We start from the raw sequence: 12,587 nt of genomic DNA on the forward strand, positions 1-12,587 counted from the left end.
ACAGAGGGTGCGGATAAGTGCGAGATTGCCATGTAAAGATCAAGACGTTGGAACCAATGAACTTCGAAAGACGCCCAACCCAAAGAACCTTCATCGACCTTTTCTCCGGCTGCGGTGGCCTTTCGCTTGGCCTATGCCAGGCTGGCTGGCAGGGACTGTTCGCGATCGAGCGAGCCACCGACGCGTTCGAGACCTTTCGAGCCAATTTCCTGAGGGCCGGAGCGCGATATCCGTTCCAGTGGCCCGAGTGGCTTGAGCAACGAGCTCACTCCATAGATGAGGTGCTGGACGAAAAGCCCAACCAGCTGTCGCGGCTCCGGGGAAAGGTTGATCTGATAGCCGGAGGCCCACCTTGCCAAGGTTTCTCCTTTGCAGGAAAACGTAGCGCCTCAGATCCGAGGAACAAGATGTTCCAGCGCTATGTCGACTTCGTCGAGCTCGTCCGCCCGAAGTTCCTAGTGCTGGAAAACGTCCCCGGGATGAACGTTGCCCACAAGGACGGCCGAGGCAAGAGCAAGCAGACCTATTACCAGAAGCTGGTTGAATCGCTGGCCGGCATCGGCTACGACGTTTCGGGCAAGGTGCTTGATGCGGCTGATTTCGGGGTCCCGCAACGGCGGGCTCGACTGGTCGCGGTTGGAATCCGGTCGGACATTGCCCGGCAGTTCACCAGCGGTGGCCAACGCGAGGCAAGTGAAACAATTCAATCAGCGTTTGCGCTGATCGAAGCCGCAGGCGCACGCCAGCTGACTCTGTATGGGAATGGACGCCAAGTCTCGGCATCGGAGGCCATTTCGGACCTGGCGGTCGGGACCGCCAAGAAGCGAAACACGCAGGAATATGTCGGGGAAGGTGCAAGGCATGGGTACCGCCAGGTCAAGTACGAGGGGCCGACATCCAACTATCAGTCGAAGATGAGCGATGGCGTCTCGCCAGAAGAGATGGACAGTATGCGTCTGGCGCGACATCGTGAGGATGTCGAGCAAAAGTTCGCCACCATTTTGAAGATATGCAGGCCGGGGATAAGCCTGAGTGCTGAGATGCGGTCGATGCTTGGAATGCTCAAGCACCGAACGGTCCCAATGCACCGCGATAGACCCGCTCCCACGCTTACGACGCTTCCAGACGACATCCTGCACTACTGCGAACCTCGCATTCTCACGGTGCGCGAGTACGCGCGAATCCAATCTTTCCCCGACTGGTTCAAGTTCAAAGGAAAGTACACGACTGGTGGAAAATACCGTCGGACTGAGTGCCCTCGTTACACGCAAGTGGGCAACGCAGTGCCGCCGCTATTGGGGCAAGCAATCGGGGATGGGTTGCTCTCCTGCTGGTCCCCGGATGTGGTGGCAGAAGTGCACTCCAAGCCAACGGCAATTGGATTGGCCAAAAATCGAGCTTTATCCGTGCTTGTAGAAAGCTGACACGAAAACCGTATCAGGAAGCCGAGAATGCCTAGTTATCCCGAGGGACTGCTGGATTGGTCGGGGAATCGAGCTGGAGGCGTCAAGAAGCTCTTCTATGGAGGAAGTGGTCGGCCTGCTGGACAGGTCATAAGGACCGAGCTTCTGGACCGTCTTTCCGAATGGGCCGGTAAGGTAGCCCAGTTCCAGGGCGGGACTCCGAACGCCGTCTTGTTGCTAGGCGGCCCAGGCAATGGCAAGACCGAAGCCGTCGAGCACACGCTTCGAGAGATTGACTCGTCACTCGCGATGAGTGGAGCCCTTGTGAACGAGTTGGGCAGGATATTCTCTTCCCAAGACGGCTCAACGCCGGGTCGTCTAGTCGAAGTCGATCTTTCCGCACTCTCCGACGGCCGGCTGTCTGGCATCTTGGCGATAGTTCAGGATGCATCCGAGGGCAACCCTGGCTCGTCCAAGACGCCGGCGGAGTTGCTTTGCGAGGACTTGGCGCGACTCCTCTTCGACGATCAGGAGAAGCGGATCTACCTTGCCTGCGTTAACAGAGGCGTACTCGATGACGCCTTGATACTCTCGGCCGAGCGGGGGACACCAAGGCAAGTAGCTTGCTGAAGCGGATCATCCAGTCCGTCTCGCTCTCGGCCCACGGGGTCTCCTGCTGGCCACTAAAAGACTACCCGGCGATCGCGGTCTGGCCAATGGACGTCGAAACGCTCGTCGAGGGTGTGTCCGACCGGGACGCGCCGGCAAAGCAAGTGATTGGAGTCGCGACGTCGGCGGCCCACTGGAAGGACTTCGGAACATGCGAAGCCGGCGAGCTTTGTCCGTTCTGCACGAGCCGGAACTTGCTTGCTGGGGAGCCCCACGCTGGATCCCTTGCACGGATACTTCGTTGGTATGAGCTTGCAAGCGGCAAGCGCTGGAACTTCAGGGACCTCTTCTCGCTGGTGTCATACCTCTTGGCGGGCACGCCCACCGGCGCGGACACGGCCGCATACATGCCGTGCAAATGGGCCGCGAAGCAACTCAACCCGTCCGGCAGCGACCAACGGCGCATCGAGGTCCAACGAAAACGAGGGGTACTCCGTCTCGTGGCGTCACAATACCAGCATGCTCTCTTTGGTTCCTGGCCGATCGAGCGCGCAGCAGCCCTGCGAAAGGACATCACGGAACTGAGGTTGGGCGAGTTTCCCGCCTTGGCCGCGCTCCAGCAGTTCCTCGCCTTGGATAAACGTCGTGAATCAACGGTGACACTGAAGTCCCAGCTCGGAGGAATCTCGGCCATCCTCGATCCGGCGAAGGCCAGTCCGTCGTTCGAGGTCTCGGTGAGCGGTAATACCTCGATCCAATTCGAGGACTTGGATAGGCGGTTCAGCCTCTCCATCAAAGCAGGCAGGACGTTCTTGCAGAAGTACCAGTGTCTTACCCCGATCGAGATCGCAGCGTTGAAGATCCTCGAAGAAGGGGATCTCAAGTTGTCCGATCATTCCGTCAGACGGCAGAGGCCGGCCACCGCCGACCGGGTACAGGCGCTCCTGAGGATGATCGCGTGCAGGATAGCGAGGCGCTCCATAGGCGTACGAGCTGCGGTCACGAACGACGCCGACGTCCTCGAGGAATTCCATCGCGTAACGGAGGGCGATGCCACCGCACTCCAGCAAGCAACGCGCCAAGTTGAGGGGCTGCTCAACGTGAACAGGCGTTTCGTGGTGTGCCTCAACAATACGTTTGGTGAACCGCTGCCGCCGCCGGAGCGTCGGGCCATGCTTACGACCGACATACAGCGTGTTAAACCTATCCCGGCGTCAGAGGACGCGGGCCGGCCAAAAGCGCCTGTCCGTTTCCTGCGTGTCGGCGCTTCAGATGGCGCCAAGCCGATTGCACTCACTTTCGAGTTGTTCAAGGCCACGAAATCCCTTCGTCGGGGCATGGTCTCCGCTTCCCTTCCTAGGTCGGTCGTGGCGCTTCTCGACACGACCCGAGCAGGCCTCGCAGGATCCATTGTTAGGGACGAAGACGCACTGGAGGGCGCCGAGATCCGCCTTGGCGTGCGAGACGAGGTCGTCGTCAGGACGTTCGAACGATTCGTTATTCGCGAGGAGGGAGCGTGATGTCGGAGTCTGATTTCATTGGTTCGCCTTGGAAGCACTCACATCCTGCATTCAACGAGTCCTCGTTCAACATACGGCCGGCCCCGGAGTTTTCCACTGGTGAGGTGGTGCTCTCCTCGCTTTATCGTGCCGCTGGCCTTGGCGGCGTCTCTGAGCAGAAGGTTGCGTCGATGGGCAACGAGTTCAGGAAGGCCATGGACAGGGAGCGTCGCAAGGGGCTTCCGGCTGGAAGGCTCAGTCCAGAGGCGTGGCGAACCGTCGTTGATCGAGTCATCCAGAGTCCGAAGGTGTCGCAGCAATCATCAAAGCGTTTTTGTCCTTGTCTCCAGTCGTGCCAGATGCCGCTATCTACTCTGGCGCCGCACGCCTCTCCCGCAATCCTGGAACCCAGGGCAACTAGTTAAACAGATGATAGCCATGGGGTCGCCGTCGCAGGCAGCTGCCGAGCATGCCTGGGCCGACATACATGGCGCCCTTTCCGTGACAGGCGACGACGACGTTTGGGCGAGGTGGTTGCAGTCGGAGTTCGAGCCGCGCAGGACAAATGGCATCCACTGGGAGCCTAGGCCGCTGGACTTGGTCGAAAGGCTGCCAGAACTTGATCGAAAAGCGATTGCCTATCCCGCCAAGCAATTCGTAATCGATATCCTAGGCGTGATCAGTGCGAAATCTTCGATGACCCGCCGCCAGTGGATCACCTTGCTAGAGGCGCTGCTACGGATTGGGACCGTTAGCCACGTGCTTTGGCTCTGCGACGTCAACGACAGGATCTGGCGTCTGTCCCGGGCGGCCCTCGCGGGACAGGATGAGGCCATCCCAAATGGACCAGACGCAACTAGGCGAGACGTCCTGTCCGTGAAGCGGCGGATGCTTTCGTATGGCAACCCTGCCATACCCACCATCCGTGACTTTGCGTCTCGATACCTTTCAGCGAGATTGGGCATCAACCGCATGCTCTGGGCGCTCCAAGGCCTTGAGGCTGCTCCCACCCGATTGAGCTCGTCAGAAGAAATCCACGCATTCCTCTTGAGCGTCCGGAAAAACAGGGTCGAGCTGAACCGGGCAGGGGTCATCGAATCCTTCAATGCCCTGCAAGACCGGGAGGTCAGGACCATCGGCTGCAAGAAGGGGTTGGCGCAAACCTGCTCGAGTTCAGCCAATACACGCTGGGGCAGCGGCAGACGATGGATTCAGCCCTTCGCGGCTATGACCAAGGCTATTTCCTTCGGAAGAAGGGGGAGGCAAGGAATTCGCCCTGGGTTCTTTCGCTCGGGCCCGCGGCGGTGTTGGCGATGGTCCATTGCTGTCTACATGCTGTCGACGGGCCGAGGTCCGTGCAGAGGCTCGCGGTCCACTTGGGAAGCTACGGGATCGAGTTCGATCTGCATGGAATCAACGATAGTGGTCTTGGAAAGCAGCTCCGGATGCTGGGACTGGTCCTAGATAGCCCGGACGCAGAGAGCGGGATGCTCCTAGTCCCTCCATTCGCAGCCTGACGTAGGTAGCCAACTTGAATACGCTAGCAAAAGGTATCGCCAACTGGGTCGAAAAGGCCATGGCGAGCGAGATCGCGTCCCTTGCCGGGGAGAAAGGCGAGTGCCGCGCGGTGTTCTGCGGTCCACCCATGCATCTTCTGGTCCAGGTCTTCGATGCGCTGGCGGGGGAGACGCCCCTCCTTGAGGCTACGAAGTCGGATGGCCAGGCGATTAGGTATCCGGTCATCCTGCAAGTGGATGTGGTTCCGCCCGGAAAACTGCAAGGCTCCGCGACCCAATCCGGGTACCTGCACTTCCATGGCCTTGCTAGCGTGCGAAACGATAGGTCAGGTGTGTTCCTTGCACTTGTTGCCCCAGGTGCGCAGGCAAGTGACACCCACGAGTCCACTCGGACCACGATCGGACTGGCCCCCGCAGTAAACGAAGGTGGCGCCTCCATTTCAGCATGGTGGAGTGACCCGTTCATCCAGAGGCTCGTCGAGAGCGTGTTGGCGGGCAGGACAGATGACGAGGCCGAAAAGGCGCGGGAACTAATTCGAGAGGCGATCGTCGCCGCAGATGCGGCAGACCAACATGACGTCGCAAGAGTCAGTGCATGGCGGGTCTTAGAAAAGCTGTGGATACTTAAAGACAAGGCCAACTCACTCGACGAAATGATCAGCCTGGCGACTGGCTACCCGCCCTCGGGGACGGAAGCTTTGACGCCAAGGCGAAGTTGTCCGTGCTTTCAGCGATCGTTGACAGGATCGAGGGCGAGAATTTTGGCGGGCTCTCCACCTCAGTACTGGCCAAGGCGCGAGATGAGGAAGAGAAGGAGATCATAAAGGCATGCCTTGGCAACATGCGGAACAGGTGCGATGTCGTTACCGCGGTTCGGCGATGCGCTCCCTACGCCTATGCAACCGAGTCGGTCTCCACCGTGCCAACGTGGTGGTCGTCCCTTACTGTTTCCCGCTGGAACGAGCTTCTTGACGAGAGCGACGACTCGCCGGAGCCCGACGGGGAGCTCACGATCGAATGCACGAATGCACTGATATCCCACCTGAGGGGCCTCGTACCTGTCGCGAAGTCCTCGGTACAGTTGCGCCTTCGAGCGTCCGAGGAGCAGTTCGGCCGGCAGATCCTCGTGAAGCGGGAAGTCCCGGGATCGAAAGGGGCGACGAAGGAATGGATCCTGGCGGCAGATCGCGTGGTTCTCCTTGAAGACGATGAGATACCCGGGCACAAGAGTCCGATAAAGTACTCCGCCAGCTTCCTTCACGGGAACGGAAAAAAGCGGCCATCCGTATCATCTCACTGCAGGGCTGGCAGCCTGGTGTGGTGGTGAGTTCGACTACGGCTAGCAAAGGATCCGCACCCAAGCTGTCCAGGGCAGGCAGGCTGGAAACGTCGCTGGCCATGTCCGGCCAAGGGCGACACTACCTAGACATCTACTTGAGGCCGGGAGTCCGGCTCTCGTCACAAGTCGCGGTTGGAAGTGACCCTGACGGGAACCTTGACCCGAGCAATGCCGTCAGCATCGGCATGGTTGGCGAGGACGAGTTTGGAGTCGAAGTCGAGATCGAAGGCGAATGCTTCTTCGACATCAAGATCATTAGGCCCGAGTCAGCGGATGAACAGTTGGTTCGGATCGAACTGTCGGCGGAGCAAGCAAGCCCCGAGGAATGTTCGAGCCATTTCGAACTCCAGTTGATGAAGAACGCCGGGGGCGAAAGCCTAGCTCCGTGCACGTCAATGGCCAGCTCAGGAGTGCGCAGCTTCAGGGTTGGATGCTCGAGGAGGGAAGGGCGTCCCGATCCTTCCATCCGTTCGTGGTTGCAGCTGACTATGCTTCGGAATGGCGCAGGCGTGACTGGAGTAGTTCGGAAGACACGATCTTCTCCAAAGGCCGTTTCCTGAGCGATCCGAGGCCTTCGCCAGATGAAATGGCACCTCCGCCAGAGTTCGTGGCGGCACGATCCGTGCTCGCGGCCCGGATCCGCGGCGCCGACGGCAACGGGTTGGTTGAAGCCGCACCCCTTGGCGAATGGATGGCAACAGACCCCGAGTTCTCCGCCGAGGTGGATGCCTACTTGAAGAGTTACGTCGGATGGCTTGCCAATTCCCCGGAAGACGCAGTGTGGTGCGACCTCGGCCTTGTCGCTAGGCTCGAAACGAACGGGCTGACGTTGGTGCAAGAGCCGGATGCCATCCTTGTGTCCCCCTTGCATCCCGTCCGATTCGCTTGGCATTGCGTCGCCCAGCGCGCGATGTTCCTGTCCGCCAGGAAGAAGCCTTGCCCAGCCGCTAGCATACTCGACCCCGACTGCGTCCCCGATGCCCTAACCATCCCCATGCGAAACGCCATGGGTGGAAAGACCAACGCGACGTTCTTCGCGGTGGAGTGCAGCTCGGACTACTGGGGAATTCTTTGGAATGCCAGTCGCCTAGACGCCTTGGCTTCGACTGGTTCGACTGCGCCGCTGGATCGGGAAATGGGGCTGCTAGTCGGCGGTATTTCCAGCGGCTTCAGCGTCTCCCAAGTCCATAAAGCGCTTGAAGACATCTGTTCGATGTTGGTGGCCAAGCCCGTGATTGGAGTGCTTGTGTCAAGCACTGCTAGCCAAAACAATGCCTGCAACGAAGGGCTTTTGTCCTGGGGCAGGAAACATTTTGGGTCTTCCGACTTAACGAGAGGATCGGACGCCTGGGTTGGCGCGAGCGAGATCCGAATCTACGACGAACGGCATGAAGGTTCGCGGCCGGATGATGCCGAAATATCGAACCTCGCGGAAGACACGGCGAACGCGGTCCATTGGTACTCGGGAACGGTGTCTGGTGAGGATCCTGATCTTGCGATCATCGCCCAATTGGAGACGTCGAACCCAAGTGCACTTCCCACCAAGCTCGCCACCCCCATGGGCTTTGGTGGCTTGGTGAGGACTCGTATTCGCGAGCCATCTAGCATGGCTGGAGGACAGCTGCTGCGTGAGTCCCGAATGGCCGCGCCCCCATCCCTTCGGGGGATGGCCTTGCCGACGCCACTGCCAGCGCCATCGCAGCACTCGAGAACATTTCAGACGAGAGGCTGGGTTATGTCTTTGCTCCAAGCGTGCATGTGATCACGAGTGCCTTGGAGCGAGCGGAGTTCGCGGCCGTTTCGTCTTCTACGGTAGACCCCGCCTGCTTCCTTGGGAATTGGCTTGAGGGGACTTACCTCTGGGACTACGAGCTGCCCGCCTATTCAGGCCGCGCCGGCGACAGCAACGGCTACTACTTGCTGTCCAGGATCAAGGAGCTGGACCTCGAGACCTTGAAGCTCGTCATCAAGCGCTTTCCGGGGTGCGACGAGATGCCGGACGAAGCGCTTGCGGAGATCGTCGAAGAAGTCGCGCGGCGAGGAATACCTACGGTCAGGGGGCTGGCGGCCGGCGACTCAGGTGCCACGGGAGACCTTGGGCTGCTCATAGCCACCCGCCTCCTCCAAGACAGCTTCCGCGTGTCTGGGCCAAATTCCGGCCTGTTGGCGCCATGGGCCAAGGTTGGCGAAGAGGATGAAATCGCCTTGGTGATACCGGTAGACCCATTCCAAGGTTATCTGGACGATCTTGCCAAGGCACTCAAGCGGCCAACCCTGCATCGTCCTGACTTACTGGTCGTCACGATGAGGATTAGCGACGCCTCGGTCAGCTTCCGGCTGACGCCGATAGAGGTCAAGAATCGGGGTGCGGGCGCACAAATGTCTCCCGCGGACCGGGGTGATGCGTTGGCGCAAGCCCGGTCGCTTTCATCCCTTTTCGAAGCGCTCTCCTCAACCTATACCGACGACCAAGAGATGGTCCTTTGGCGCATTGCGCACCAGAACCTCTTGACATCCATGATCGGATACGGATTCAGGGTTTATAGCCAGCGCTTGGCCGCGGCAGGCAAGTCCGGCGAGTGGTCCAAGCTCCATGCGCGCGCGATGGAGGCGATATTGGGCTCGCAGGCGAGGATCGAGGTTGATGTAAGGGGAAGGTTGGTCGTCATCGACGGCTCAAGTGCGAGTGGCGCCCGGGACACCGACGCCGACGGGTTCCAGGAAACCATCGAGCTCTCGCACAAGGATGCCGCACTCTTCATCCAGGGGAGGCACGAAGCCCTTTGTGGCGCCATGAAAGAGAGACTGGGTGCTTGGGACCTCTTCCCACGAACGGAAGGAAACGCGCCCGCAGCAGGCGTCACGGCCGAGGCAATCCCCGTCCCGTCCGGCGGAGGCGAAACCATGGTTGAACCAATCCCTCAGCCCGCCCCGACGCAGCCCATTGAGCCGGACGAAGCGCCCCAGCCCACTGCCGTGCCTCTCCCGGATGTGGCGCCGATCGACGGCCTGGGTGCTTCGCAGACGGGCTTGGTGATTCGAATCGGTGAAACGATCGATGGCTTTGAAAGCCAGTTGCGCCACCTAAACCTCGGCAACACTTCACTAAATCAGATGAACATGGGCGTCGTCGGCGACCTCGGTACCGGCAAGACGCAGTTGCTCCAATCTCTGGTGTATCAGGTCGCCAAGGGTGGGGCCGGGAACAGGGGTGTAGAGCCAAGCGTCCTGATATTCGACTACAAGAAGGACTACAGCGCGGATGAGTTCGTCGGAGCCGTCGGCGCGCGTGTCATAAGGCCGCAGCACCTTCCATTGAATCTTTTCGACCTGTCGACTGCTTCTCAGTCGATCAATCCGAAGCTGGAGCGGTACAAGTTCTTCTCGGACATCCTCGACAAGATCTATCGCAGGATTGGTCCGGTGCAGCGCGATCGGCTCAAGAAAGCCGTCAAGGATGCATACGCCCAAGCACCGGACGGGACCTATCCAACGATCTACGATGTCCACAACAACTACGTGGATGCACTCAACGGCGGGGCAGATTCCTTGTCGGGAATCCTTGGTGACTTGGTGGACATGGAGCTGTTCACGCCGGACGCGAGCGCGGTGGTCTCTTCGGCCGAGTTCCTGCGGGGTGTGGTGGTCATCTCGCTCAACGAGCTTGGTTCCGATGACAGGACCAAGAACATGCTGGTCGCCATAATGCTCAATGTCTTCTACGAGCACATGCTCCGTATCCCTAAGCGGCCGTTCCTTGGGCCTGGCCGGAACATGCGAGTGGTCGACTCAATGCTGCTCGTGGATGAGGCTGACAACATTATGAAGTACGAATTCGACGTGCTCCGCAGGATCCTGCTGCAGGGTCGCGAGTTCGGCGTTGGAGTCATACTCGCTTCCCAGTACTTAAGTCACTTCAAGGCGGGCGCGACGGACTACCGGGAGCCACTGCTAACCTGGTTCATTCACAAGGTTCCAAATATTCGGCCTCAGGAGCTATCTGCGCTTGGACTCAGTGATGCGTCCGGACTGGCTCAGCTGGCAGAGCGAATCAGGGGTCTCGGAGTGCATGAATGCCTGTACAAGACCCACGACATTCAGGCTGAGTTCCTACATGGCGCGCCTTTCTATAGGCGTGCTGAATGGTCAAGCCCCTAGTGTTGCGTGCGGGAGGGAGTAACCTGCTGCACGTAGCGCTGGGAGATGCGAACGAAATGTTTCAATGAGGGCCGTTTGGTGTTCTGCGTGCGTTACCCTCTTCTGAGTAGTTGCGCAGTAGCAAGCGACGGATCTGGGCAGGGCTTGCCTGTGGCCGAGAGCGGGTTCAAAAAATGGCTGCTCCATTCTTACCCGGCAAACGCATTCATCCGGGTTTTCGGAGGCGCCAGGGGCCAGATTCCGAGACGCGCTCCACCATGCCCTCTGATTCCAACTCCCGCACCAGCGCGACTACCCAATACTGTTGGTTGGAAGAGGTAGCCTTAGGGTAATCACCCCAGTCGAGTCCGCACTCTCGGCTGATACGCGCAAGCTTCATTCCTTCGGCGCCGGGTTGGCAAAGAGCAGATGACTGAAAAAAACGAAGTACAAGCGCCTTGGCGCTGTTGCGAAGAGAACGACCATTTTCTGCAAACTGCGACACGCGAACCCTCCTTTGCAATGCTCTGCGTTTTGGCCAACTGCCTTAGCAAAACCGCGCCGAAGGCGGCGGCTTGAATGATTTGGTTAGGGCCGTTGGCGCGCGTGGATGTAGCCGGGGATATTTGATACGCCTGACCTGACATTGACGCGATCCCCAATCGTCAGATATCGAGAACGAGCGTACTCGCCATGTGTGGCGAAAACTATGTATCCGTCTGGGTCGCAGAGAGCGCCCGGAAACTTCTCAAGTGGCATGAACCACATGCCATCCTTGTGGTAGCGGACCTGTTTGGCTGGGATCTGCCACTCGCGTTGTAGTCGCACCCCACTATTTGTTCTTCGCCCTGTCATACGCCCTCCAGATCGAATGAAATCACTTGCGTGCGCACACTAAAGTCCGGTTGCACATCCGATCCCAGAAGCTGGCAGTCCCCAACCCGATTCCTCCGGAGTTTAGGTCGAGCTTGTCCGGCAAACAATCCGACTAGTGGCCGGATCAAATATCTGTTGGGCGTGTCGCAGGAGGTGCGACGCCTACACGGGTGCGGTTAGCTTCGCAATTTCCGCGCCATGTCGAAGAAGAACGCCTCAGGCGCGCGCATTTTGTCAATCACTATCAGAAGAGGTTTAGCGATCGGGAGAATTTCCCGGGCGGCATTCCGACGTGCCGCGCAAACGAAGAACTGAACGTACCCGCGGATCTATAGCCAACCCGTTCGGCAACGTCATCGATCACGAGGTTCCCACGACGCAGCAACCCCTTCGCCACCGCCATCCTCCACCCCAACAAATACTCCATCGGCGGCACCCCCACCGCTTTCGTAAACCGCTCAAAAACACCGACCGCGACAGCGCCGCCTCCTTCGCCAACGCCGCCATCGTCCAGTGCCGGCCAAGCTCCGCATGCATCCGCTGCAGCGCCACCGCGATCCGCGGATCCGCCAGCCCGCGCAGCAGGCCGGGCGGGGCGTTGGCGGCGTCGGCATGGCTGCGCAGGGTTTCGATCAGCAGCGCATCCACCAGCCGGGCCTGCATCAGTTCGCGGCCGGGGCGGGCGTCGGTGGCTTCTTCGCGCAGCAGGTGCACCAGGCGGGTCAGGCGGTCGACGCCGCGCACGTGCACCTGGCCGGGCAGCAGGGACACCAGCAGGGCGGCGTCGGGGGTGGCGAATTCGAACCATCCACCAATCGATACAAATTGGGCTTCGCCGCCAAGGCGACCGTGCCGAAGTGGCTTTTCGTCATCCACGTTGGCCCCGGCCTGCGGGTCCAGCCACACCGGCGGCGTCGGCGCGCCGGCGGACAGGGTGAAGCCCGGGGTGGCGGGCAGCAGCACGAAGTCGCCGGCCTGCAGGTCCAGCGGGGGCTGGCCGTCCACGGCCAGGCGGGCCTGGCCGGCCAGGATCACGGTGAAGGCGGGCTGGCCGAAGGCGCCGTAGCGCACGGCCCAGTCGCCGGCGCCCTCGATGGCGCGCGAGAAGACGGCGCGGGGCTGGAGGCGTTGGATCACTTCGGATAGGGGGTCGGTCATTCCGGACGCTCGCGAAGAGGACGCGGTGGCTGAAGCGTATTCCGTCCTG

General features: G+C 60.1%; 8 protein-coding genes. 6 read left to right on the top strand and 2 right to left on the bottom strand.

All coding sequences use genetic code 11. From position 1 onward, the window contains the following. The first annotated feature begins 56 nt into the window (after positions 1-56). The 6 genes from FRZ33_RS06445 to FRZ33_RS06470 all read left to right on the top strand — a co-directional run bounded on the left by FRZ33_RS06445 (position 57) and on the right by FRZ33_RS06470 (position 10,525). Positions 57-1,424 (top strand): DNA cytosine methyltransferase, encoded by a 1,368-nt coding sequence (locus FRZ33_RS06445; protein ID WP_146908528.1) that lies wholly within the window; start codon positions 57-59, stop codon positions 1,422-1,424. Between the two features lie 27 nt (positions 1,425-1,451). After that, entirely contained in the window at positions 1,452-2,033 is a 582-nt protein-coding gene (locus FRZ33_RS06450; RefSeq protein ID WP_146908530.1) for a hypothetical protein, read from the top strand. Next, on the top strand, positions 2,027-3,532 hold the full coding sequence (locus FRZ33_RS06455; RefSeq protein ID WP_146908532.1) for a hypothetical protein: 1,506 nt from the start codon (positions 2,027-2,029) through the stop codon (positions 3,530-3,532). The genes FRZ33_RS06450 and FRZ33_RS06455 overlap by 7 nt, the downstream gene beginning before the upstream one ends. 2,217 nt (positions 3,533-5,749) lie before the next feature. Beyond that, complete coding sequence (locus FRZ33_RS06460) at positions 5,750-6,355, top strand: hypothetical protein (RefSeq protein WP_146908534.1); 606 nt, start codon at positions 5,750-5,752, stop codon at positions 6,353-6,355. 397 nt (positions 6,356-6,752) lie between these two features. Further along, positions 6,753-8,129 (top strand): hypothetical protein, encoded by a 1,377-nt coding sequence (locus FRZ33_RS06465; RefSeq protein WP_146908535.1) that lies wholly within the window; start codon positions 6,753-6,755, stop codon positions 8,127-8,129. Continuing rightward, on the top strand, positions 8,126-10,525 hold the full coding sequence (locus FRZ33_RS06470; protein WP_158637128.1) for an ATP-binding protein: 2,400 nt from the start codon (positions 8,126-8,128) through the stop codon (positions 10,523-10,525). The genes FRZ33_RS06465 and FRZ33_RS06470 overlap by 4 nt, the downstream gene beginning before the upstream one ends. Before the next feature lie 1,099 nt (positions 10,526-11,624). Here the strand turns inward: FRZ33_RS06470 and FRZ33_RS16095 are convergent. Both FRZ33_RS16095 and FRZ33_RS06480 read right to left on the bottom strand, forming a co-directional pair. Further along, positions 11,625-11,807 (bottom strand): helix-turn-helix domain-containing protein, encoded by a 183-nt coding sequence (locus FRZ33_RS16095; protein ID WP_322619021.1) that lies wholly within the window; start codon positions 11,805-11,807, stop codon positions 11,625-11,627. Further along, the gene (locus tag FRZ33_RS06480; protein WP_227978183.1) at positions 11,741-12,538 is read right to left on the bottom strand and encodes an AraC family transcriptional regulator; all 798 of its coding nucleotides are present in this window, start codon (positions 12,536-12,538) and stop codon (positions 11,741-11,743) included. Before FRZ33_RS06480 ends, FRZ33_RS16095 begins: the two co-directional genes overlap by 67 nt. Positions 12,539-12,587 lie beyond the last annotated feature (49 nt).

This window comes from Arenimonas daejeonensis, from assembly GCF_007993735.1.
Taxonomy (GTDB): domain Bacteria; phylum Pseudomonadota; class Gammaproteobacteria; order Xanthomonadales; family Xanthomonadaceae; genus Arenimonas; species Arenimonas daejeonensis.

Coding starts and splice junctions, on each gene's coding strand:
- FRZ33_RS06445 (WP_146908528.1), top strand. CDS start 57: ATGAACTTCGAAAGACGCCCAACCCAAAGAACCTTCATCGACCTTTTC.
- FRZ33_RS16095 (WP_322619021.1), bottom strand. CDS start 11,807: ATGGAGTATTTGTTGGGGTGGAGGATGGCGGTGGCGAAGGGGTTGCTG.
- FRZ33_RS06450 (WP_146908530.1), top strand. CDS start 1,452: ATGCCTAGTTATCCCGAGGGACTGCTGGATTGGTCGGGGAATCGAGCT.
- FRZ33_RS06480 (WP_227978183.1), bottom strand. CDS start 12,538: ATGACCGACCCCCTATCCGAAGTGATCCAACGCCTCCAGCCCCGCGCC.